The 24,124-nt window shown below is 72.8% G+C and carries 17 protein-coding genes; 10 read left to right on the plus strand and 7 right to left on the minus strand.

Translation table 11 applies throughout. The features are described 5' to 3' along the window. Positions 1–38: 38 nt before the first annotated feature. Positions 39–986 (minus strand): beta-ketoacyl-ACP synthase III, encoded by a 948-nt coding sequence (locus ACVV2G_RS24930; RefSeq protein WP_453844994.1) that lies wholly within the window; start codon positions 984–986, stop codon positions 39–41. A gap of 389 nt (positions 987–1,375) precedes the next feature. On the opposite strand from ACVV2G_RS24930, the gene ACVV2G_RS24935 reads away from it, so the two are divergent. From ACVV2G_RS24935 to ACVV2G_RS24945, 3 genes are all read left to right on the plus strand, one after another. Continuing rightward, positions 1,376–1,501: a hypothetical protein gene (locus ACVV2G_RS24935; RefSeq protein WP_453844995.1), complete on the plus strand. Its 126-nt coding sequence runs from the start codon at positions 1,376–1,378 to the stop codon at positions 1,499–1,501. After that, positions 1,489–2,337: a formate dehydrogenase accessory sulfurtransferase FdhD gene (gene fdhD, locus ACVV2G_RS24940; RefSeq protein WP_453844996.1), complete on the plus strand. Its 849-nt coding sequence runs from the start codon at positions 1,489–1,491 to the stop codon at positions 2,335–2,337. Before ACVV2G_RS24935 ends, fdhD begins: the two co-directional genes overlap by 13 nt. Positions 2,338–2,590: 253 nt before the next feature. Continuing rightward, positions 2,591–4,465: an exo-alpha-sialidase gene (locus ACVV2G_RS24945; RefSeq protein ID WP_453844997.1), complete on the plus strand. Its 1,875-nt coding sequence runs from the start codon at positions 2,591–2,593 to the stop codon at positions 4,463–4,465. Positions 4,466–4,481: 16 nt separating this feature from the next. Here the strand turns inward: ACVV2G_RS24945 and ACVV2G_RS24950 are convergent, their stop codons facing one another. After that, positions 4,482–5,513, minus strand: a complete 1,032-nt coding sequence (locus ACVV2G_RS24950; RefSeq protein ID WP_453844999.1) for a bile acid:sodium symporter family protein — start codon at positions 5,511–5,513, stop codon at positions 4,482–4,484. 138 nt (positions 5,514–5,651) lie between these two features. On the opposite strand from ACVV2G_RS24950, the gene ACVV2G_RS24955 reads away from it, so the two are divergent. From ACVV2G_RS24955 to ACVV2G_RS24965, 3 genes are all read left to right on the plus strand, one after another. Next, entirely contained in the window at positions 5,652–6,539 is an 888-nt protein-coding gene (locus ACVV2G_RS24955) for a LysR substrate-binding domain-containing protein (protein WP_453845000.1), read from the plus strand. A 245-nt stretch (positions 6,540–6,784) separates the two neighbouring features. Next, on the plus strand, positions 6,785–8,611 hold the full coding sequence (locus ACVV2G_RS24960; protein WP_453845001.1) for an AMP-dependent synthetase/ligase: 1,827 nt from the start codon (positions 6,785–6,787) through the stop codon (positions 8,609–8,611). 83 nt (positions 8,612–8,694) lie between these two features. Next, a complete protein-coding gene (locus ACVV2G_RS24965) occupies positions 8,695–9,531 on the plus strand; it encodes an aldo/keto reductase (RefSeq protein ID WP_453845002.1) in 837 nt (278 codons plus the stop codon). Between the two features lie 119 nt (positions 9,532–9,650). Here the strand turns inward: ACVV2G_RS24965 and ACVV2G_RS24970 are convergent, their stop codons facing one another. After that, entirely contained in the window at positions 9,651–10,565 is a 915-nt protein-coding gene (locus ACVV2G_RS24970; RefSeq protein WP_453845003.1) for a class I SAM-dependent methyltransferase, read from the minus strand. A gap of 146 nt (positions 10,566–10,711) precedes the next feature. Further along, complete coding sequence (locus ACVV2G_RS24975; protein ID WP_453845004.1) at positions 10,712–12,439, minus strand: glycoside hydrolase family 6 protein; 1,728 nt, start codon at positions 12,437–12,439, stop codon at positions 10,712–10,714. Between the two features lie 513 nt (positions 12,440–12,952). Here ACVV2G_RS24975 and ACVV2G_RS24980 point away from each other — a divergent pair. Both ACVV2G_RS24980 and ACVV2G_RS24985 read left to right on the plus strand, forming a co-directional pair. Next, complete coding sequence (locus ACVV2G_RS24980; protein WP_453845005.1) at positions 12,953–15,874, plus strand: glycoside hydrolase family 48 protein; 2,922 nt, start codon at positions 12,953–12,955, stop codon at positions 15,872–15,874. Between the two features lie 118 nt (positions 15,875–15,992). Then, entirely contained in the window at positions 15,993–18,644 is a 2,652-nt protein-coding gene (locus tag ACVV2G_RS24985) for a cellulose binding domain-containing protein (RefSeq protein ID WP_453845041.1), read from the plus strand. Between the two features lie 228 nt (positions 18,645–18,872). Here ACVV2G_RS24985 and ACVV2G_RS24990 read toward each other — a convergent pair whose 3' ends face one another. The 3 genes from ACVV2G_RS24990 to ACVV2G_RS25000 all read right to left on the minus strand — a co-directional run bounded on the left by ACVV2G_RS24990 (position 18,873) and on the right by ACVV2G_RS25000 (position 22,009). Further along, complete coding sequence (locus tag ACVV2G_RS24990; protein WP_453845006.1) at positions 18,873–20,747, minus strand: rhamnogalacturonan lyase; 1,875 nt, start codon at positions 20,745–20,747, stop codon at positions 18,873–18,875. Between the two features lie 210 nt (positions 20,748–20,957). Next, on the minus strand, positions 20,958–21,698 hold the full coding sequence (locus ACVV2G_RS24995; protein WP_453845007.1) for a class I SAM-dependent methyltransferase: 741 nt from the start codon (positions 21,696–21,698) through the stop codon (positions 20,958–20,960). Positions 21,699–21,703: 5 nt separating this feature from the next. Then, a complete protein-coding gene (locus ACVV2G_RS25000) occupies positions 21,704–22,009 on the minus strand; it encodes a 4a-hydroxytetrahydrobiopterin dehydratase (RefSeq protein ID WP_453845008.1) in 306 nt (101 codons plus the stop codon). A 122-nt stretch (positions 22,010–22,131) separates the two neighbouring features. On the opposite strand from ACVV2G_RS25000, the gene ACVV2G_RS25005 reads away from it, so the two are divergent. Both ACVV2G_RS25005 and ACVV2G_RS25010 read left to right on the plus strand, forming a co-directional pair. Next, entirely contained in the window at positions 22,132–22,947 is an 816-nt protein-coding gene (locus ACVV2G_RS25005; RefSeq protein WP_453845009.1) for a helix-turn-helix domain-containing protein, read from the plus strand. 269 nt (positions 22,948–23,216) lie between these two features. Further along, positions 23,217–24,080, plus strand: a complete 864-nt coding sequence (locus tag ACVV2G_RS25010; RefSeq protein WP_453845010.1) for a helix-turn-helix domain-containing protein — start codon at positions 23,217–23,219, stop codon at positions 24,078–24,080. Positions 24,081–24,124: the final 44 nt, after the last annotated feature.

Below are 24,124 nucleotides of genomic sequence, written 5' to 3' on the forward strand. Positions count from 1 at the left end.
GCTTTGCACGGCTCGCGCCGCGGTCCGGCGGTGGCCGTTCAGGGGCAGCGGACGACCTGTCCCGCGTACGAGAGGTTCCCGCCGAAGCCGAAGAGCAGGACCGGGTCGCCGGTGGTGATCTCGCCCCGCTCGACCAGCTTGGAGAGCGCGAGGGGGATGCTCGCCGCCGAGGTGTTGCCGGACTCGACGACATCGCGGGCGACGACGGCGTTGACGGCGCCGATCTTCGCCGCGAGGGGTTCGATGATGCGCAGGTTCGCCTGGTGCAGGACGACCGCGGCGAGGTCGGCCGGTTCCAGTCCGGACCGCTCGCAGGCCTGGCGTGCGATGGCGGGCAGCCGGGTGGTCGCCCAGCGGTAGACGCTCTGCCCCTCCTGCGCGAACCTCGGCGGCGTGCCCTCGATGCGGACCGCGTTCCCCATCCGGGGCACGGACCCCCACAGCACGGGACCGATCCCCGCCCGCGTGTCCGGCGCCGAGGCCTCCACGACGGCGGCCCCCGCCCCGTCGCCGACGAGGACGCAGGTGGTGCGGTCGGTCCAGTCGGTCACCTCGGACATCTTGTCCGCGCCGATGACCAGTGCCCGGCTCGACGCGCCCGCCCGGACGGCGTGGTCGGCGGTGGCCAGGGCGTGGGTGAAGCCCGCGCACACGACGTTGACGTCCAGCGCGGCGGGCCCGGGGACGCCGAGGCGGGCCGCGACGCGCGCGGCGGTGTTCGGGGAGCGGTCGATCGCGGTGGAGGTGGCCACCACGATCATGTCCACGTCGGCGGGTGTCAGCCCGGCCGCGGCGAGCGCCTTGGCGGCGGCGTGGCCCGCCAGTTCGTCGACCGGCTCGTCGGGCCCGGCGATCCGTCGGGAACGAATGCCGACCCGGCTCCTGATCCACTCGTCGCTGGTGTCGACCATGCCCGCCAGCTCCTCGTTGGTGAGGATCGTGGCGGGCTGGTAGTGGCCGACGGCGGTGATGCGGGAGCCGTGCATGGATGGAGTCCTCGCTGCCTCGGGTACGGGATCCACCAGTGTGATCAGTGACCCACCGGTACGACGGCAGGTGATACGACAGGAAACCGGCGCCCGCCTTGTCGGCTTCGGTCAGCGTCCCGGCCGCCCGGACGGTTTCGCGGTCTCCGTCCGCGGCCGGGGCGTTCACACCCGGGCCCCCTCGGCTTCCCTCCCCGCCCGGGGTTTCCACACCCGGACCCCCACGGTCTCCTCCCCGGCCAGGGGCTTCGACGTCCGGCCCCCCGGCCGAGCCGGAGTTCGGGACGCGCGTGCCGGGAAGCTGCCCGGGTCAACGGCCCGGCGGGACGGCGGCGGTGCGCGCCCCTGGAGCGGGCCGCGCCGCCTCCCTCGTGCGGGACAATGAGGCCGTGGAGGTCACCTCGTCGCACGACGATCCGGTGCCCCACGGCAACCTGTGCGCCAAGGACCGCTTCGGCCGTCCGCACGTACGGAACCGGACGGACCGGCAAGGGGCACGGACATGGGACGAGTGACGGAACGACGCAAGGTGATCCGCATACGGGACGGGGCGGTCTCCACCCGCCCGGACACGCTCGTCGCCGAGGAACCGCTGGAGATCCGGCTGAACGGCAAGCCCCTCGCGATCACCATGCGCACTCCGGGCGACGACTTCGCGCTGGCCGCCGGGTTCCTGGTCAGTGAGGGCGTGCTCGCCGAGCAGGGCGACCTCCAGAACATCGTCTACTGCGCGGGCGCCACCAGCGACGGCTCCAACACGTACAACGTGGTCGACGTGCGGACCACCCCCGGCGTACCGATCCCCGACGTGACGCTGGAGCGGAACGTCTACACGACCTCGTCGTGCGGACTGTGCGGCAAGGCGAGCCTGGACGCGGTGCGCACCACCGCCCGCTGGCCCGTCGCCGACACGCCCCCGGTCCGTGTCACCCCCGGCCTGCTGGCGGGCCTGCCCGACCGGCTGCGCGCCGCCCAGCGGGTCTTCGACCGCACCGGCGGCCTGCACGCGGCGGCCCTGTTCACCGAGGAGGGCGAACTGGTGGACGTGCGGGAGGACGTGGGCCGGCACAACGCCGTCGACAAACTGGTCGGCCGTGCCCTGCAGAACGGGGACCTGCCCCTGTCCCGTTCCGTGCTGCTGGTGTCGGGCCGTGCCTCTTTCGAGCTGGCGCAGAAGGCCGTGATGGCGGGCATCCCGGTGCTGGCCGCGGTGTCGGCGCCGTCCTCGCTGGCGGTGGACCTGGCCGCCGAGGCGGGGCTGACGCTGGTGGGCTTTCTGCGCGGCAGCTCCATGAACGTGTACGCGGGCGAGGACCGGATCACCCTGCCGGCCCCGGCGGCCCAGGGCTGACCCCGGCGGCCCAGGGCTGACCCGGTCCTCCGCGGGACGGCACCGGGGAGCGCCCCCTCGCGCCGCCTCGCAGGACGGCATGCACGCAGGCCGGCATGCCCGCGGGCGGACCCACGGGGCCCCGGTCCCCTCCCCGCGCGCCCGCCGGACGACACGCGCATGATCACGAGGGGCGCCCTGGGCCGGGAAGGTCCTGATGTACTCATGCCTGACGACCGGCTCCCGTCCAGCCGCCCGAAGGGCAGACCGTTCCATGCCGTCACCTCCCCGCACGCCTCCGCGTTCCCCCCTGCTCGCCGTCGCCGCCCTGTTCGCCCTCGCCGCCGCCTCGCTTCCCGCCCATGCCGTACCCGGGAGCGGGGCGGCGGGGTTCGAGCAGCAGGTCCTCTTCGAGGCGGACCGGGACCCGGGCGGTTACGCCTGCTTCCGCATTCCGGCGATCGTGCGGACGACGGACGACACCCTGCTGGCCTTCGCCGAGGGCCGCGTCCTGAACTGCGGGGACGCCGGCGACATCGACATCGTCGTCAAGCGCTCCACCGACGGCGGACGCACCTGGGGCCCGCTGCGGGTCGTCAACGACGGCGGCGGCGACACCCACGGCAACCCGGCGCCGGTCGTGGACCGCACCACCGGCCGCGTCCTGCTGGTCGAGACGTACAACGCCGGCCGCACGGACGCCGCCGGCTGCGCGGCGCCCTGCGCCCGCACGCCCCACCTCCAGTACAGCGACGACGACGGCCGCACCTGGTCGGCGCCCCGCGACCTGAGCGCCGCGATCCTGCCGCCCGACTGGAACTCCTGGTACGCGACCGGCCCCGTGCACGGCGTCCAGCTCTCCGGCGGCAGCCACGCCGGGCGGCTCGTCGTCGGCGTCAACGCCGAGACCTGGGACGGCGGCAGGGTCACCGCCAACCACGCGGCGCTCGTCATCAGCGACGACGGCGGCGACCACTGGAGGGTGGGGGCCACCGACACCTGGCCCGTCGCCGCCGACGGCACCTTCCGGCAGAAGCCGTCCGAGATGGCCCTCACCGAACGCGCCGACGGCTCGCTCCTGGTCAGCGGCCGCGAGGAGAAGGGCACCGACCTCGGCCACCGCACACAGGCCGTCAGCCTCGACGGCGGCGACAGCTTCGCCGGCCCCTTCCGCACCCTCCCGGACCTGTACACCCCGCAGGTGCAGGGCTCGGTCCTCCGCCTGGGCGACCGGCTGCTGCTGTCCGCCCCCGCGGACCCCGACCGCCGCCGCACGATGGCGGTCCGCTCCTCCTACGACGGCGGCGCGACCTGGGACAGCGTGGACCGGGGCACGGTCGTCACCCGGGACTGGTCCGGCTACTCCGACCTGGTGGCCGTCGACGAGGGCACCGTGGGTCTGCTGTACGAGGCCGGAGCGGCCGACGCGCGCGACGAGATCCGCTTCGCCCGCTTCACCGAGGACTGGCTCCGGCCGCGCCGGGCCGCCGATCCCACCACACCCGACCTCGCCCCGGGGGCTTCCGCGGCGGCCGTGCTCGGCGGCGCCGGGACGACGGACGGCGCGGTGCGCGGCGCGCTCTCCCTCGACGGCGCCGACGACGCCGTACGGCTGCCGTACGACGAGAGGCTCCGGCTCGGGGCCGGGGACTTCACGGCCACGCTGCGGTTCCGGTACGCGGCGGCCGACGGGGAGCAGCCGCTGCTGTGGATGGGCGGGGTCGGCACCACGCAGCCCCAGGTGTGGCTGCGCGCCGAGCCCGGCGAGGACCGCGTCCAGGGGCTGATCACCGCCCGCACGGGTGGGGCCGCTCCGCGCTCGGCGTGGGTGCGTACCGACCGCGCCCACAACGACGGCGACTGGCACCACGTGGCCCTGCGGCGCGGCGGGGGGCGGCTCACGCTGTTCCTCGACGGCAGGGCCGTCGGCACGGCGGACGTACCGGGCTCGGTCAGCCGCGACTCGCCGTTCGGCGTGCACATCGGGGAGCGCCCGGACGGCCGGGCGCGTCTCACCGGCGCGGTCGACGAGGTGCGCGTGTGGAACCGGGCGCTGACCGACGAGGAGATCACCGCCGGCGGCCCGCCCCCGGCCCTCGGGCACACCGTGCTGCACCTGCCCATGGACACGGTGGAGGCGGGCCGCTGAGGGCGCTCCCGCCCGTTCAGCGGCCGCCCGTGCCGACCGCGGCGCCCGGCGGGGCGGCGGGCCCCTCGGGGGCGTCCGCCTCCGGGTCGTGCGACCGGCGCCTGGCGATGACCGCGCACACCATCAGCTGCATCTGGTGGAAGAGCATCAGCGGCAGGACGGCCAGTGAGGCCTGGGCGCCGAACAGGACGCTCGCCATCGGCAGCCCGGCGGCGAGCGACTTCTTCGACCCGGCGAACTGGATGGCGATCCGGTCCCGGCGCCCGAAGCGCAGCGCCTTCGCCCCGTACCAGGTCAGCACCAGCATCACGGCGAGGAGTACGGCCTCCACCACCAGCAGCCCGGCCAGCCGGCCCGGACCGACCTGGTGCCAGACGCCCTGGACCATGCCCTCGCTGAACGCCGTGTAGACGACGAGCAGGATCGAGCCGCGGTCGACCGGTCCGAGCACCTTCCTGTGCCGCGCGACGAAGCCGCCGATCCAGCGGCGCAGCACCTGCCCGGCGACGAACGGCACCAGCAGGTGCAGCACGATCCCGGCCACGGAGTCCGCGGAGAAGGCGCCGGTGCCGCCACCCAGCAGGGCGGCGGCCAGCAGCGGCGTGACGACGATGCCCACCAGCGAGGAGAAGGAACCGGCGCAGATGGCGGCGGGCACGTTGCCGCGGGCGAGGGAGGTGAAGGCGATCGACGACTGGATGGTCGACGGGACCAGGGTGAGGAAGAGCAGGCCCTGGTGGAGGGGGTCGGTCAGGAGGACCGGGACGAGTGCGCGGGAGGCGAGGCCCAGCAGGGGGAAGACCAGGAAGGTGCAGGCCAGCACCGTGACGTGCAGTCTCCAGTGGCGCAGTCCGTCCAGCGCCTCACGGGTGGAGAGCCGGGCGCCGTAGAGGAAGAAGAGGAACGCGATCGCCGCGGTGGAGGCGCCGGAGGCCACGTCCGCGCCCGTGCCGCGGGCCGGCAGCAGCGCCGCGAGGCCCACGGTCCCGAGCAGCAGCAGGAGGTACGGGTCGACCGGCGTCCAACGCGGCCGTCGCAGGCGTCTCACGGTGCTCCACTTGCTCGTTCGCTGTCGTCCGGGGGCAGGGGAACCGGCTCGGCCCGCTCCATCGTGCTCCCTCGCGCCGCGATCGGGAATCCGCTGCGCCGCTCTGACTGTCATCACGTCCGGCGATAGGCTGGCGGGGTGTACGACCCTTCCCACCTGCGCACGTTCCTGTCGGTGGCCCAGACCCTGAACTTCACGCAGGCCGCCCGGCGGCTCGGGCTGCGCCAGTCGACCGTGAGCCAGCACGTGCGGCGGCTGGAGGACGCCGCCGGCCGGCAGCTGTTCAGCCGCGACACGCATTCCGTGGAGCTGACGGAGGACGGGGAGGCGATGCTGGGGTTCGCGCGCCGGATCCTGGAGGTGCACGAGCAGGCGACGGCGTTTTTCACCGGCACCCGGCTGCGCGGGCGGCTGCGTTTCGGAGCGTCGGAGGACTTCGTGCTGACCCGGTTGCCGGAGATCCTCGAGGGTTTCCGGTACGAGCACCCCGAGGTCGACCTGGAACTGACGGTGGAGCTGTCGGGCACCCTGCACGAACAGCTGGCCGCCGGGAAGCTCGACCTGGTGCTGGCCAAGCGGCGGCCCGAGGATCCGCGGGGCGAGCCGGTCTGGCGCGACCGGCTGGTGTGGATCGGCGCGGAGCGACTGCGCCTCGATGCGGACCGTCCGGTCCCGCTCATCGTCTATCCGCCGCCGGGCATCACCCGTGCGCTCGCGCTGGACGCCCTGCAGCGGCAGGGCCGCGACTGGCGCATCGCGTGCACCAGCGGCAGCCTCAACGGCCTGATCGCCGCCGCCCGCGCGGGCCTCGGCGTGATGGCGCACTCGCGCGGACTCGTCCCGCCCGGCCTGGTACGGGTACCGGACCGGGCGGGGCTGCCGGGGCTGGGCCGGGTGGACTTCGTGCTGGTGCACGGCCGGCGCCACCCCGCGGCGCAGGGCGCCGCCGAAGCCCTGGCGGCGGCCGTCCTGGCGGGCGGCGACCGTCTGCGCCGGGCCCGGCGAACGGGCCTCACAGAGTCCTGACGGCCGTCGGGACACCGACCGTACCGACGGTAAGCGGGTCGTACGGATTCGGTGGAGATTACGGGGCCGAAACTTACTCAACGGTCAGGAAAGTGTCCGACCCTTCCCCATGTGGGTGCATTTCCTGTCGCTGACCAGCGTGAACAGGAGTGTTGCTCGATCCCGGCACCCCTCCCGCCCCCGCCCCGGGTGGGGTAGCTTTCACCGCGCCGTGCGGGGGTGACATGACAAGCGGGGAGCGGGGTTTGCGCGAGTTCACCAGTCCTCCGACGACGTCGGCACCTCCGGTGGGCGGTCTGGCCGACGTCGTCTTCCGGCACGGGCTCGAGGACCCGCAGCACGTCGCGCTGAGCCGCAAGGACGAGACCGGCCGGTGGCGCGACGTGACCGCCGGCGCGTTCCGCGACGAGGTACTGGCCCTCGCCAAGGGCCTGCTGGCCCAGGGGGTCCGCTTCGGCGACCGGGTCGCCGTCATGTCCCGCACCCGCTACGAGTGGACCCTCTTCGACTTCGCCCTGTGGACGGTCGGCGCCCAGGTGGTGCCCCTCTATCCGACCTCCTCGGCCGAGCAGTGCCTGTGGACGCTGTACGACGCCGAGGCGACCGCCGCGGTCGTGGAGCACGAGGACCACACGATGACGATCGCCACCGTCATCGACCGGCTGCCGCACCTGCGCGGCCTGTGGCAGCTCGACTCCGACGCCGTCCAGGAGCTGTACGACGCGGGCGCCCACCTCGACGACGAGGTGGTGCACCGGCACCGGCGGGCGGTCACGCCCGACACGGTCGCCACCGTCATCCACACCTCGGGCACCACGGGCCGCTCCAAGGGCTGCGTCCTCACGCACGGCAACCTCATGTACGAGGCGGACGCCGTCATCGAGGGCTGGGAGCCGGTGTTCCAGTCCAGGAGGGGCGACGAGGCGGCGACCCTGCTCTTCCTGCCGCTCGCCCACGTCTTCGGCCGGATGGTGGAGGTCGCGGCGGTCCGCGGCCAGGTCCGCTTCGGCCACCAGCCGCAGCTGAACGCGGCCGTCCTGCTGCCCGACCTGGCCGCCTTCCGGCCGACCTTCATCCTGGCCGTGCCGTACGTCTTCGAGAAGGTGTTCAACGCGGCCCGGCGCACGGCCGAGAGGGAGGGGAAGGCGGGTCCCTTCGAGAAGGCCGTCGAGGTGGCCGTGAAGTACGCGGACGCGGTGGAGGCGAAGGCCTGGGGCCTCGGCCCCGGACCGTCGGCGGGCCTGCGCGTGCAGCACCGGCTCTTCGACAGGCTCGTCTACGCCAAGGTGCGGGCCGCGATGGGCGGACGCATCCGCAACGCCATGTCGGGCGGCTCGGCGATGGACCGCCGGCTCGGGCTCTTCTTCGCCGGCGCCGGCGTGCAGATCTACGAGGGCTACGGCCTGACCGAGTCCACGGGGGCCGCCACCGCCAACCCGCCCGACCGCACCCGCTACGGCACCGTCGGCCGTCCCGTCCCGGGCGTCACCGTGCGCATCGCGGACGACGGCGAGGTCTGGCTGGGCGGCGACAACGTCTTCCGGGGCTACCTCAACGACCCCGAGGCCACCGACCGGACCCTGGACGACGGCTGGCTCGCCACCGGAGACCTCGGCACACTGGACGAGGACGGCTACCTCACCATCACCGGCCGCAAGAAGGAGATCCTGGTGACCTCCGGGGGCGAGAGCGTCTCCCCCGGCCCGCTGGAGGAGCGCGTCCGGGACCATCCGCTGGTCGCCCAGTGCATCGTCGTCGGCAACGACCGCCCCTACGTCGCCGCGCTCATCACCCTCGACACCGAGGCGGTCGACCACTGGCTGGCGATGCGCAACAAGTCCCGGATGCCCCCGGCCGAGCTGGTGCACGACGCCGACCTGGAGACGGAGGTGCGGCGCGCGGTCGTCGCCGCGAACACGCTGGTGTCGCAGGCCGAGTCGATCCGCACCTTCCGCATCCTGGCCCAGCCGTTCACCGAGGAGCACGGACTGCTGACGCCCTCGCTGAAACTGAAGCGCAGGGCCATCGAGAAGGCCTACGGCACCGAGGTCGAGGCGTTGTACACGGTGTGAGTTTGGCGGTCAGGAATGTGTGGGAACCCCTGATCGTTGACCATGTGAGTACCACCTGACCACAACCGAAGGATCAAGAGCTCGTGAGCAGCAAGGTCCCCCCGATCATCCTGAACAACGGCGTCGAGATGCCCCAGCTGGGCTTCGGCGTCTGGCAGGTGCCGGACGCCGAGGCCGAGTCGGCCGTGACGTCGGCGCTGGAGGCCGGGTACCGCAGCATCGACACAGCGGCGATCTACGGCAATGAAGAGGGCACCGGCAAGGCACTCGCGGCTTCCGGCGTCGCCCGCGAGGACCTCTTCGTCACCACCAAGCTCTGGAACGACGACCAGGGGTACGACTCCACCCTGCGGGCGTTCGACACCTCGCTGGAGAAGCTCGGCCTGGAGTACGTGGACCTGTACCTGATCCACTGGCCCATGCCGGCCAGGGAGCGGTACGTCGACACGTACAAGGCGTTCGAGAAGCTGCACGCCGACGGCCGGGTCCGGGCCATCGGCGTCTCCAACTTCCTGCCCGAGCACCTGGAGCGGCTGATCGGCGAGACGTCGGTCGTGCCGGCCGTCAACCAGATCGAGCTGCACCCGCACCTCCAGCAGCCCGCCGCCCGCGAGTACCACGCGGAGCGGGGCATCGCCACCGAGGCGTGGTCCCCGCTCGGCCAGGGCAAGGGCCTGCTGGAGGTCCCGGCGATCGTGGCGATCGCCCGCAAGCACGACCGCACCCCGGCCCAGGTCGTGCTGCGCTGGCACCTCCAGCTCGGCAACGTGGTGATCCCGAAGTCCGTGACGCCGTCGCGGATCAAGGAGAACATCGACGTGTTCGGCTTCACCCTGGACACCGAGGACCTGGCGGCCATCAGCGCGCTGAACGAGGACCGGCGTCTGGGGTGGGACCCGGCGGAGGTCAACGGGGAATGAGACGTCGCCGCTGAGGCGTCGTTCCGAGTGCGGGGGCCCGGTCGGTGCGACCGGGCCCTTCGCGTGCCGCGGCCCGGGGCGTCCCGGTGGCCGTCCGGCCTTACCGCCCCCACGGCCGCTCAGACCGGCCGTACCGCCGTGTGGACCGTGTGCGCCAGCAGCACGAACACGTCCTGCCTGCGGTGCACGCTCGCCTCGTCCCCGGGGTCGAGCAGCCGGTCGAGCGTGGCCCGGTCGGTGGCGTCGAGCCCGTCGCCGACCCGGCCGCGCAGCCGGGACAGGGAGGCGGCGACGTACGCGCGCGCCTCGTCCGGCACGGGCGCCGGCAGGTCCAGCAGGAAGCTGCGGGTGCCGGTGTGCTTCAGTCCCGCCGCGGTCAGCAGGGCGGGCCAGTCCTCGGCCTCGGCCACCGTGCCGGGCAGGCTCGCGCGCATCTCGGCGAAGAAGTCCTCCTCCACGGCGTGCATCCTGGCCTGGAGCCCGGGACGCCCGGTCCCGAGGTCACGGGGCAGGAACCGGGCCGGCAGGCCGCCCTCCAGGACGGCCAGCGTGCCCCCGGGGGCGAGGTGCCCGGCGATCTCGGCGAGCGCCGCACGCTGGTCGCCGAGGTGGTGCAGGCTCTGGCTCGCCCACATCAGGTCGGCCGGGTAGTCCAGCTCGCCCAGCACCCCGGGCAGGTCGCCGGCGAGGGTGCCGAAGCGGTCGGCGGCACCGAGGCGGGCGGCGCGGTCGCGGGCCCGCTCCAGCAGCGGTGCGTCGCCGTCGACGGCGACGACGCGGGCACCGGGGAAGGTCTCGGCGAACAGGCAGGAGACGACGCCGGGTCCGCTGCCCAGGTCGACGACCAGGCCGGGCTCGGTCACCTCCCGGGCCAGCCAGGTCAGGGCCTGCCGGTACAGCGGCGTGTACAGCTCCGCCTGCGCTTCGAGCAACGGGGCCATGGCGGCCCAGTCGACGTGGCCGTGGGCGTGGCCGTGCCCCGGTACGGCATGCTCGTGGTCGTTACGGTGCTCGTGCTGGTGGTCGTGCGCCATGGTGGTCAACCTCCCGTTCGCGGTGCCGCCAGGGTGCGACGACTCACCGCGAGGAGGCAACTCCTGTTGCCGTTACCGCAAGACGCGCCGCCGGGGCCCGGCCGGGAGGGCCGGACCCCGACGACGTCACCTACGCCGGAGCCCGCTCAGGACAGCGGCGGGTAGGCGTTCTTCATCAGCTCCTGGAACTGCGCGGAGAACCAGTGCCCGGAGATCGGGGCGTCGGCCAGGGCGCCCGACGGGCTGTTGCCGTTGCGCGCGTTGCCCTCGTAGGTCGGGTCGCACATGCGGTCGAATCCCTTGCCCTCGGTGTTCGGGATCTCCTTGCTCGCGCCGTCGGACTCGCCCGGGGGCTTCATCCACACGTACGCGTCGATCCCGGCGGCGGGAGAGGCCTGCGGGCGCTCGCCGAGGCCGGCTCCGGCCTGGTTGCACCAGTTGCCGAGGTGGATGCGGCGGTCGTAGCGGCCACCGTCCACATAGGCGTCGACGCTGGACTGCGGGCCGGGTCCAGCGGGCCGGGCGGCACCGCCCCAGCCGTTGCGGGAGGTGTCGATCAGCATGCCGAGGTTCTGGTCGAAGCCGATCGAGACCAGCTTGTCGCGCATGGCCTGGGCGTAGGACAGCTCGTCGGTGTAGCGGTTCCAGTCCACCCACTTGGACTGGCGCACGGAGGTTCCGTTCACGGAGTCCGTGATCGTGAAGTTCTCCTCCTTCAGGGCGCTGTAGTTGGCGGTGTTGACGATGAAGCCGTGCACGTCGGCGACGGTCGCCCCCTCGGTGGTGGCGGCGGTCTTGAACATGTCGGCGGAGGCACCGAAGTTGTCGTCCCAGCCGAGCCAGCCGTGGTGGCCGGCGTCGACGTAGTTGTAGACGTTGCCGATGTCACCGAGCTTGTTCAGGGCGTAGCCGACGCCCTTCTGGTAGTTGCCGTTGGCCTTCATCACGTCGCAGTTCGGCGTGGCGGTCGGCCGCGGCGTGACGTTGGTGACCAGGTTGGGCAGCGAGTCGATCTCGACCGTGGTGACGATCCTGAGGCCCGCGTACTTCGGGTCGGCGAGGATCGCGGCGATCGGGTCGATGTACTGCGTCTTGTACTTGTCGATCTCCGTCGGGCCCAGCTCGCCGTTGGAGGCGAGCGCCGCGCAGTCCCGCCCGGGCAGGTTGTAGATGACGAGCTGGATGGCGAGTTCACCGGAACCCTTCTGCGCCAGCGCCTCGTCGAGGTGGTCGCGCAGGCCCATGCCCCCGTTCACGCCCTCGATGGCGGCGGTCCGGTCGAGCCACACGCCCGTGGGCTGGTCCGCGATGCGGTTCCCGCCGGGTTCGGCGGCGGCCTTCTCGGACCACTCGGGGTTCACGTAGACCTTGGCACCGTCGTAGGGGTTGTTCACCCGGTCGGACGGGCCGCCGGGGTCCGGCGGGTCGGTCGGGTCCGGGTCGGTCGAACCGCCGTCGTCGACGTTGCAGGTCACGCCGTTGAGCTGGAAGGTGGCCGGGACGGCGTTGCTGCCGCTGTAGGTGCCCTGGAAGCCGAAGCTCGCCGAACCCCCCGTGGACAGGGTGCCGTTGTAGGACTCGTTGGCCGCGGTGACGGCGGCACCGCTCTGGCTGACCTTCGCGTTCCAGCTGTTGGTGACCTTCTGGCTGCCGGCGTACGTCCACCCCAGCGACCAGCTGGACGTGGCCGCACCGTTGTTGGTGACGGTCACGGCGGCGGTGAAGCCGCTGCCCCAGTCGTTCTGCACCTGGTAGTCGACGGTGCAGGGGACGGCCGCCACGCCGGCGCTCGCGGAATGGGCGGCCAGGGCCGTGCCGGATGCCCCGGCGACCAGCGTCAGGGCGGCGAGCATCGCGGTTCTGCTACGGGTCATGAGTGCGGATTCCTTCTTTCGTGGGGGTGCGGGTGCTGTCGTCCGGGGCCGCGCGCCTTCCGGGCGCGGCCCGCTGCCGGACGGCATGGGGATGCCGCCGGGTCCGGGGAGATCAGGAACGGCCCGCGGGCACGGTGGAACCGCCCGGGGGTGGTGCGGGCCGGCACGCCGGCCGATGACGCGCCGGACCCGCCGCACCGGCGGCTAAAAGTCCTGAACGCGGAACGTGGAACGGGGGGTGGCGCATGAGCGACTCCTCGCAGTTCGGGCACGCCGTGACGGACGCGTCGACTGATGGAACCGCTCCCACTGGTGCCAGCGAAGGTAGCGCCAAGTGACGGTAAAGAACAGAGGAGTTACCGACTTTCTCCCGGCGGCACCTGTCGAATCTTTTCGACTCTCCACACATCTTGACCGCGGTCGGCCCCCTCCTCACTATGGGAGCGCTCCCACTGGTTCAAGGCTTGTTGCCCCTCCTCCACCCTCCCCGAGCCGCAAGGAGGAACCAGCACCATGCACCCCGGACACAGACGCAGACGCCGCACCGCGCGGCGGCTGTGGACGGCCGCACTGGCGGCCATCGCGTTACCCCTCACGATGCTGGGGGCGGGTTCGACTCCCGCCCAGGCGGCGGCACTCCAGTGCGGCGTCGACTACCGGACCAACGACTGGGGCTCCGGCTTCACCGCGGAGCTGACGCTCACCAACCGCGGCAGTGACACCATCGACGGCTGGACGCTGTCCTACGACTACGCGGGCGACCAGAAGCTGACGAACGGGTGGAACGGCACCTGGACCCAGTCGGGCCGGACCGTCACCGTGCAGAACGCCTCGTACAACGCCCGGATCGCCGCCGGCGCCGCCGTCACCACCGGCGGGCAGTTCACCTACAGCGGCACCAACGCCGCACCGGCGAACTTCACGGTCAACGGCACCGCGTGCACCGGCGCCCACCAGCCTCCGATCGCCGTGCTGACCAGCCCCGAGGCGGGCGCCGTGTACACGCAGGGCGAGGCGGTCCCGCTGGCGGCCACGGCGGCCGCCGCCGACGGCGCCACGATCAGCAAGGTGGAGTTCTACGACGACACGCGGCTGCTGGGCACCGACACCAGCTCCCCGTACACGCACACGGCCTCCGGCTTGACCGTGGGCAGTCATTCCCTGGTGGCGAAGGCGTACGACAGCACGGGCGCCTTCGCGGACTCGACACCGGTCGGCATCACGGTCGCCTCGGGACCGGTCGTGGTCGCCGCACCGTCCCACCTGGGCGTCCAACAGGGCGAGTCGGGCACGTACGAGGTCAGGCTGTCGAAGCGGCCGGCCGCGAACATCGCCGTGACGACGGCCCGCGCGAGCGGGAACACCGGCCTGTCCGTCACCGGCGGGGCGAGCCTCACCTTCACCCCGTCGAACTGGGACACCGCCCAGAAGGTGACCGTCGCGGCCGACGCGTCCGGCACCGGATCGGCGGTCTTCGAGTCGACGGCCCCCGGACACGGCAAGGCCGCGGTCACCGTGACCCAGCTGGCCGCCGCGAAGGACTACGACGCCCGCTTCCTGGAGCTGTACGGGAAGATCACCGACCCGGCCAGCGGCTACTTCTCGCCCGAGGGCATCCCGTACCACTCGGTCGAGACGCTGATCGTCGAGGCGCCCGACCACGGGCACGAGACCACGTCCGAGGCGTACAGCTACCTGCTGTGGCTCCAGGCCATGTACGGCAAGGTGACCGGCGACTGGACCAGGTTCAACAACGCCTGGGAGATCATGGAGACGTACATGATCCCCACCCACGCCGACCAGCCGACCAACTCGGCCTACAACGCCTCGAAGCCGGCGACGTACGCCCCCGAACTGGACACGCCGCAGGAGTACCCGGCGCAGCTGGACGGCGCGGTCCCGGTCGGCCCGGACCCGATCGCCGGTGAGCTGAAGTCGGCGTACGGCACGGACGACGTGTACGGCATGCACTGGCTGCAGGACGTCGACAACACCTACGGCTACGGCAACTCGCCCGGCAAGTGCGAGGCGGGGCCGTCGGACACCGGCCCCTCGTACGTCAACACCTTCCAGCGCGGCGCGCAGGAGTCGGTGTGGGAGACGGTGCCGCAGCCCACCTGCGACGCCTTCAAGTACGGCGGGAGGAACGGCTACCTGGACCTGTTCACCGGGGACGCCTCCTACGCCAGGCAGTGGAAGTTCACCAACGCCCCGGACGCCGACGCGCGGGCCGTGCAGGCGGCGTACTGGGCGGACAAGTGGGCCGAGGAGCAGGGCAGGGGTGCCGAGATCGCCGGGACCCTCGACAAGGCCGCCAAGATGGGCGACTACCTGCGCTACGCCATGTTCGACAAGTACTTCAAGAAGGCCGGCGGCTGCGTGGGGCCGGCGGCCTGCCCGGCCGGCACCGGCAAGGACTCCTCGCACTACCTGCTGTCCTGGTACTACGCCTGGGGCGGCGCGGTGGACACCTCGGCGGGCTGGGCCTGGCGCATCGGCTCCAGCCACGCCCACGGCGGCTACCAGAACCCGCTGGCCGCCTACGCCCTGAGCACCTACGACGACCTGAAGCCCAAGTCGGCCACGGGCGCGTCCGACTGGGCCAAGTCCCTCGACCGGCAGGTGGAGTTCTACCGCTGGCTCCAGTCCGACGAAGGAGCCATCGCGGGTGGCGCGACCAACAGCTGGGCGGGCCGGTACGCGACCCCGCCGGCCGGCACGCCGACCTTCTACGGCATGTACTACGACGAGAAGCCGGTGTACCACGACCCGCCGTCCAACCAGTGGTTCGGCTTCCAGGCGTGGTCCATGGAGCGGGTCGCCGAGTACTACCAGCAGAGCGGCGACGCGCGGGCCGAGGAGGTCCTCGACAAGTGGGTCGACTGGGCGCTGTCGGAGACGACGGTCAACCCGGACGGCACCTTCCGGATCCCCTCGACGATGCAGTGGTCGGGGCAGCCGGACACCTGGAACGCCTCCTCCCCGGGTGACAACAGCGGCCTGCACGTCACCGTCTCGGACTACACCAACGACGTCGGCGTGGCGGCGGCGTACGCCAAGACCCTGACGTACTACGCCGACCGTTCGGGCGACACGGAGGCGGCCGCGACCGCCAAGGCGCTGCTCGACGGCATGTGGGAGAACAACCAGGACGCGCTCGGCATCGCCGTCCCGGAGACCCGCGCCGACTACAGCCGCTTCGACGACCCGGTGCACGTCCCGGACGGCTGGACCGGGACCATGCCGAACGGCGACACGATCGACGCGTCGTCGACCTTCACCTCGATCCGCTCCTTCTACCGGGACGACCCGGCCTGGCCGAAGATCGAGAGCTACCTCGCGGGCGGTGCCGCGCCCACCTTCACCTACCACCGGTTCTGGGCCCAGGCGGACATAGCCCTCGCCATGGGCTCGTACGCGGAGCTACTGGAATAGCCCCCGCTCTCCGCGTACCGGGCCGGGCGGCCCCACCCGCACAGGGGCCGCCCGGTCGTCGCACGTCCCCTCCTGCCTCCTGACGGAAGGACGGTTCCCCACCGTGCGCTCTCCCCTCGTGCGAAGAACCCGGATCCTCACCACGGCACTGGCGCTGGCGGCCGGCGTCCTGGCGGGCAGCCCGCCCGCGGCCCTGGCCGCCGAGACGCCGAAGGCGGCCGTCGCCGCCGACACCTACACCTGGAAGAACGCCCGCATCGACGGGGGCGGCTTCGTCCCCGGCATCGTCTTCAACCGCACCGAGAAGGACCTCGCCTACGCCCGTACCGACATCGGCGGCGCCTACCGCTGGCAGGAACCGACGAAGACGTGGACACCGCTGCTGGACCACGTCGGCTGGGACGACTGGGGCCACACGGGTGTGGTCAGCGTCGCCTCCGACTCCGTCGACCCGGACCGGGTGTACGCGGCGGTCGGCACCTACACCAACGACTGGGACCCGGGCAACGGCGCGGTGCTGCGGTCCGCGGACCGCGGCGCGACCTGGGAGAAGGCCGACCTGCCGTTCAAGCTGGGCGGCAACATGCCGGGCCGCGGCATGGGCGAGCGCCTGGCCGTCGACCCGCACGACAACGACGTGCTGTACCTGGGCGCGCCCAGCGGGAACGGCCTGTGGCGGTCGACCGACGCGGGCGCGACCTGGGCCGAGGTGACGGCCTTCCCGAACCCCGGGAACTACGCGCAGGACCCGGACGACCCCAGCGGCTACGCCTCCGACAACCAGGGCGTCGTCTGGGTGACCTTCGACGAGTCGACGGGCTCCGCGGGAACGGCGACGAAGACGGTCTACGTCGGGGTCGCCGACAAGGAGAACACCGTCTACCGCTCGACGGACGCGGGCGCGAGCTGGCAGCGGATCGCCGGTCAGCCGACGGGGTACCTGGCGCACAAGGGCGTGCTGGACGCGGAGAACGGCCACCTCTACCTCGCCTACAGCGACACGGGCGGCCCGTACGACGGCGGCAAGGGCCGGCTGTACCGGTACGCGACGGCTACCGGTGCCTGGACGGACATCAGCCCGGTCGCCGAGGCGGACACCTTCTACGGCTTCAGCGGCCTGAGCGTCGACCGGCAGAACCCCGGAACGGTGATGGCGACGGCGTACAGCTCCTGGTGGCCGGACACGCAGATCTTCCGTTCCACGGACAGCGGCGCCACGTGGACGCAGGCCTGGGACTACACGTCGTACCCGGCCCGCGAGAACCGGTACACGATGGACGTCTCCTCCTCACCCTGGCTGACGTGGGGCGCGAACCCGGCCCCGCCCGAGCAGACGCCGAAGCTGGGCTGGATGACGGAGGCGCTGGAGATCGACCCGTTCGACCCGGACCGGATGATGTACGGGACGGGAGCGACGATCTACGGCACGGAGAACCTCACGAACTGGGACTCGGGCGGCAAGTTCGCCATCGAACCGATGGTGCGCGGCCTGGAGGAGACGGCGGTGAACGACCTGGCCTCTCCCCCCTCCGGTGCCCCCCTGCTCAGCGCGCTGGGCGACATCGGCGGTTTCCGGCACACCAGCCTGACCGAGGTGCCGTCGATGATGTTCACCGCCCCGAACTTCGCCTCCTCCACGAGTCTGGACTTCGCGGAGCAGAAGCCGGACACGGTCGTGCGGGCCGGCAACCTCGACTCGGGCCCGCACATCGCGTTCTCGACGGACAACGGCGCCCACTGGTTCGGCGGCAGCGACCCCTCCGGGGTGAGCGGCGGCGGCACGGTCGCGGCGGGCGCAGACGGCAGCCGCTTCGTGTGGAGCCCCGAGGGCACCGGCGTGCACCACACGACGGGCTTCGGCACGTCCTGGCAGGCGTCGAGCGGCATCCCGGCCGGCGCGGTCGTCGAGTCCGACCGGGTGGACCCGAAGACCTTCTACGGCTTCAAGTCCGGGACGTTCTACGTCAGCAGGGACGGCGGCGCGACCTTCACCGCGTCGGCGGCGAACGGCCTGCCGGCCGGTGACAGCGTGCGGTTCAAGGCGCTGCCGGGCGGCGAGGGCGACGTCTGGCTGGCGGGCGGGGCGGCGGACGGACCGTACGGCCTGTGGCACTCGACGGACGGCGGCGCGACCTTCACCAAGCTCCCGAACGTCGAGGAGGCCGACACCGTCGGCTTCGGCAAGGCGGCACCGGACGCCTCGTACCAGACCCTCTACACGAGCGCGAAGATCGGCGGTGTCCGCGGCATCTTCCGCTCCACCGACCAGGGCGCCACCTGGACCCGCGTCAACGACGACGCCCACCAGTGGGGCTGGACCGGCGCGGCCATCACGGGCGACCCGCGCGTGTACGGGCGGGTGTACGTGGCGACCAACGGGCGGGGCGTCGTCTACGGCGACACGGCCGGCACCGGTCCCGGCCCGGGGCCCGACCCGGAGCCGACGGGCGCGTGCGCGGTGACGTACACGATCACCAACCAGTGGTCCGGCGGCTTCCAGGCGGACGTACGGCTCACCAACACCGGTACGTCACCCTGGAGCGGCTGGTCCCTCACCTGGCCCTTCGCGAACGGCCAGCAGGTGACCCAGATGTGGAACGCCGAGCACACCCGGTCGGGCGCCACGGTGAGCGCGAGGAACACCGGCTGGAACGCGAACGTGGCACCCGGCGCGTCGGTGGGCTTCGGCTTCACCGGCAGCTGGTCGGGGACGAACGCGGTGCCGTCCGCCTTCGAGGTGGCCGGCAGGAAGTGCTCGGCCGGCACCTGACCCGTCCCGTGGGGAGCGCCGTCTGCGGCTCACAGCCGGGGCCGCGGGCCGGAGCCGCCCCCGGTGGTGATTCCGCCGGGCACCGGGGGCGGCGAGGGTCCCGAGGATGAGCCCTCGTCCCCCTTTCCCCCGGCGCCCGGGCGGCGGATGCACCGGGACGGCAGCGGGCCCACCCCCATGGACAGACGGGGGAACCTCGGCTTCATGTCGGCGCAGGTAGCCGCCGGATCAGGGCGTGTACACCGTCGGCCGGGGTGGTGTCGCCATGCCGGCGCCGATGAAGAAGCTCGGGTGCGGGGGCTGGTTGTAGGCGGTGTTCTGCCAGGCCAGGGCCGTGCGGTACTGGGGGTCGTGGAGGAGGGTCGTGATCCTGCGGTCCGTGTCGTGCGGGGTGGAGTAGATGCGCAGGGCCGTGTTGCCGGCGGTTCTCCAGATGATCTCCTCGCGCCAGTCGCCGAGGATGTCGCCGGCCAGGACCGGGGTGGCCTTGGTGCCGTTGTTGGAGGCGACGCCGGAGCCGGTGAGGAGGCGGGTGTCGCCGGAGGTGCCGTACTTGTCGACGCGGGTGGCGTCGAGGAGTTCGCGCACCGGGTCGCCGTCCCACCAGGACAGGAAGTTGGCGCTCGAGGGCTTGCGGCTGTTCACGACCGCGCCCTTCGGGTTGCGGATGCCGCTCTCCGCCGACGACCAGGACTCGGCGCCCGCGCTGCCGGACCAGATGTCCGCGGAGACGCCCCGGCCGTTGTCGCCGCTCGCGCCGGTGGCCCAGATGATCCGGCCGGTGCGCGCGTCCGCCATCCACGACGACGGCTTCGAGCTGTCCTCGTCGACCTTGAACTCCTCCAGGCCCGGGCGGGACGGGTCGAGATCGCCGACGTGCATGGCGTCGCCGTGGCCGTTCCTCGTGGTCCACAGGGCGGCGCCGTTGTCGTCGACGGCCATCGCGCCGTAGACGATCTCGTCCCTGCCGTCGCCGTCGACGTCGGCCACGGACAACTGGTGGTTGCCCTGGCCGTCGTAGCCCTTGCCGGCGTTGGTGGAGGAGTTGGTGTCGAAGGTCCAGCGGCGGGTGAAGGCACCGTCGCGCCAGTCCCAGGCGGCGATCACCGAGCGGGTGTAGTAGCCGCGCGCCATGACGAGGGAGGGCCGGGAGCCGTCCAGGTAGGCCGTACCCGCCAGGAAGCGGTCGACGCGGTTGCCGTAGGAGTCGCCCCAGGAGGAGACGTTGCCGCGTGCGGGGACGTAGTCGACGGTGCCCATGGCCCTGCCGGTCTGCCCGTTGAACATGGTCAGGTACTCGGGGCCGGTGAGGACGTAGCCGGAGGAGTTGCGGTGGTCGGCGGAGGAGCTGCCGACCACCGCGCCGGTGCCGTCCCTCGTGCCGTCGGCCGTCTTCATGGCGACCTCGGCCCGGCCGTCGCCGTCGTAGTCGTACACCTGGAACTGCGTGTAGTGGGCGCCGGAGCGGATGTTGCGGCCCAGGTCGACGCGCCACAGCCGGGTGCCGTCGAGCTTGAGGCCGTCGACGACGGTGTTGCCCGTGTAACCGGACTGGGAGTTGTCCTTGGCGTTGGTCGGCTGCCACTTGAGGACGAGGTCGAGCGCGCCGTCGCCGTCGAGGTCGCCGACGGAGGCGTCGTTGGCCTCGTAGGTGTAGGAGACGCCGTCGGGGGTCGTCCCGCCGGACGGCGGGCTGAGGGGCACGTCCTTGTAGCCGGCCCGGAACTGGATCGCGTGGACCGAGTCGCCCTGTTCCGTGCCGTTCACCACGGCTCGGACGGTGTAGTCGGCGTGGGAGGGGGCGCCGGAGTGGAAGTAGGTGGTGGAGCCGGTGACCGGGCTGGAGTTGACCTTCGTGCCGGCCCGGTAGACGTTGAACGCGACGTTGTCCGGGTCGGTGCCCAGCCAGCGCCAGCCGACCAGGTTGCCGTCACCGGTGTGGACGCTGACCACGCCCCGGTCGAGGGCTTCGACCTGCCGCGCCGTGGCGGCCTCGGCGGTGTCGGGGGCCAGCGTGGTCAGACCCGCGCCGACGAGACCGGCGGCGGCGAGGGCCGAGGCCAGGACGAGCGGGCGTCTGCGGTACCTGCGGGAGTGCCTCACGGGACGGACCTCCTTGAGGACGGATGGGTTCCGCCTCTCAGTCGCCGCCCGGGGCGGCGGGGTTGCCGGGTCTCCCGACCCGTTGCGCCGCGGTGCGGCCGGCGCTGGCCCTCGCGTCGGTACGCCGCCCGGCAGGCGGCGAGGCCGAGGCCGGCGGGGCGGGTGAAGTCCGGGCCGGCCGCGGTGCGGGGCGGCGGGACCACCCCCGGCCTACGGCTTCGCGAACGCCCGCAGGGTGAAGACGGGGTCGGGCCGGGGCCGGTCCTGGCCGGGGAGGGCCGCGAGCCGGGCGGCGAAGTCCTCCGCGCGCGGATCGCCCGGCGGCAGCGTGACGAACCAGCCGCGGCGCAGGTCGGCGATCGTGCGGCGCGGGCTGCGCCCCTGGCCGCGGCCGGTGAAGCGGGTGTGCCCCGCCGGGACCAGGCCGTGTGCGCGGGCGTACGACTCGACCCGCTCGGCGGTGTCGTGGGCGGTGCTCGGCGGGCGGGAGGCCAGCACGGCGTCGATGTCGCTGCCCACGTTGTGCGAGGCGCCCTTGTCGACCGTCGTCACGTACACCCCGCCGGGCCCGAGGACGCGGGCGCACTCGCCGACGACGGCCCGTACGTCGCCGGGGCCCTCGGCCAGGTGCAACAGCCAGACGCTGCTGACCGCGTCGAACTCCCGGGCTCCGAAGGGCAGTCGGCGGCTGTCGGCCAGGACCACGGCGCCGGGCAGCCGGGCGGCGGCGCGACGGGCCATGGCGGAGGAGAGGTCGGCGCCGGTCACGCGCATGCCGTCCCGTCCGGCGGCGAGCCGCCGGGTGACGATGCCGGTGCCGCAGGCGACGTCGAGCAGGCTGCGCGCCCGCGGCGGTACGAGGCTCAGTACGGCCTCCGCGGCGGCCGCGGCCCGGGGCTCACCGCCGCGGGAGGCGTCGTAGCGCTCCGCTTCCTCGTCGTAGTCGAGCACGTCCGTCAGTGTGCCCCATGCCCGGCGGCCAGGTCCTCCACCCTGCGGGCGAGCTCGACGTCCTTCTCGGTGACGGCGCCGCCCGCGCTGTGGGTGTGCACGGCCAGGCGGACCGTGTGGTGGCCGAGGGTCAGATCGGAGTGGTGGTCGAGCTCCTCCTGCACCTGGGCGACGTGCACGACCATCGCGGTCGCCGCGAAGTGCGAGCCGAGCCGGTAGGAGCGGGTGAGACGGCCGTCGTCGAGGGACCAGCCCGGCAGTTGCGCCAGTCGTTCCTCGATCTCCGTCCGCGACAGCGGTTCGACGGGCACGGGCTCTTCTCCTCACCTGGGTGGCGGCTACTCCGTCAGCCTGCCACAGCCCGGCCGGCGGGCCCCGGCCGCGAGCGACGGCGGAGCCCCGGCGCGCCCCCTGGTCGGCTACCGTGCGGACCATGACCGTACCCGTCTCCGGCACCGCCCCCGCCGCCCAGGGCGTGGGCCCGCTGCTGCGGGCCTGGCGGGAGCGGCGGCGGGTCAGCCAGCTGGAGCTGGCGCTGCGCGCCGGCTCCTCCGCCCGGCACATCAGTTTCGTCGAGACGGGCCGCTCGCGGCCGAGCGAGGAGATGGTGCTGCGGCTCGCCGGACACCTCGACGTCCCCGTGCGGGAGCGCGACGCGCTGCTGCTCGCGGCCGGTTACGCCCCGCACGGTCCGGACACGCCGCTGGACGACCCGGCGCTCGACTCCGTGCGCGAGGGCATGGAGCGGCTGATCCGGGGCTACGAGCCGTATCCCGCGCTGGTCGTCGACGCGACGTACCGGGTGCTGGCCGCCAACCGGGGCGTCGCGATGCTGACGGAGGGCCTCCCGGAGCACCTGCTCGCACCGCCGCTCAACGCGATGCGGCTGACCCTGCACCCCGAGGGCCTGGCGCCGCGCATCCGCAACCTGCGCGCGTGGCGCGGGCACCTGCTGGAGCAGATGGAACGGCAGATCGCGCTGCACCGCTCGGAGCCGCTGCGGGCGCTGTACGAGGAGGTGGCGGCGTATCCCGTGCCGGACACCGCGCCGGGCGGGGAACCGTCCGCCCCGGTGCCGTACTTCGCGCTGCCGATGCAGATCGAGCACGAGGGCCGGACCCTGTCGTTCATCTCGTCCATCTCCACCTTCAACACGCCGATGGACGTGACGGTCGCCGAGCTGGCCATCGAGACGCTGCTCCCGGCCGACCCGGCGACGGTCGAGTACCTGCGCACGCTGCTGCCCTGACGCGGCCTCGGCGCGGCGTACGGGGGCGGCGCGAAGCCGGTGGCGGCGAACGTCCGGAGGTCCCTCCGTCGGGGCCGGGCACGGCTGTGGGAGCCGGGTCCCGGGCCGGAGTGCGCCGGCCCGGAACCCGGTGGACCCCACGATGCCGTCCGGTCCGCGCCGGGTCGATGACCCGCCGGGTCATGACGCCGTCCGCGGCCTCCCCTGTGAGGCCGACGGGTGAACATGACAGACTGTGGTGAGACGTGGGCGCGTTGGGGAGGCGTGGCGTGAGTGAGCGGCGGGCCGCACCCACCGTGGGCCAGGTGGTCCTGGGCAGGCGGCTGCAGGAACTGCGGGAGGCCACGGGCCTCAGACGCGAGGAGGCCGCCAAGGTCCTCCGGGTGGCCCCGGCGACCGTGCGGCGCATGGAGACGGCCGAGGTCGCGCTGAAGATACCGTACGTCCAGATACTGCTGACGGCGTACGGTGTGCCCGAGGACGAGGTGGCGGGGTTCGTCGCTCTGGCCGAGGAGGCGAACCAGCCGGGCTGGTGGCAGCGGTACCACGACGTGCTGCCGGACTGGTTCAGCATGTACGTGAGCCTGGAGGGCGCCGCGCGGATCGTCCGCTCCTACGAACCCCACTTCGTTCCGGGGCTCCTGCAGACCGAGGACTACGCCCGCGCGGTCCTGGATGCCGGGACGATCGGGAACGCGGGCAAGGACGCGGTCGAGCGGCACGTGTCCCTGCGCATGGAGCGCCAGCGACTGCTGGAGCGCACGGAGCCGCCCCATCTGTGGGTGGTGATGGACGAGACGGTGCTGCGGCGCCCGGTGAGCACCGACGGCCGGGTGATGCGCGACCAGGTGGACAAGCTGCTGGAGTTCTCGGTCCGGGACCGGGTGACGCTTCAGGTCGCCGAGTTCGAGGACGGCCCGCATCCCGGGACGTACGCGCCGTTCACGCTGTTCCGGTTCGCGGAGCCGGAGCTGCCCGACATGGTCTTCACCGAGTACCTGACGGGCGCCCTGTACCTGGACTCCCGCACGGAGGTCTCCACCCACCTGGAGGTCCTGGACCACATGACGGCGCGTGCCGCCTCGACCCGGCGCACCGAGAAGGTCCTGCGCGAGTACCGCGAGTACTTCTGAGCCCGCGTCCCCGCCCCTCCCCACCCCCCCAGGCCCCAGGCCCC

The sequence above is a fragment of the Streptomyces sp. JK94 genome (genome assembly GCF_053613315.1).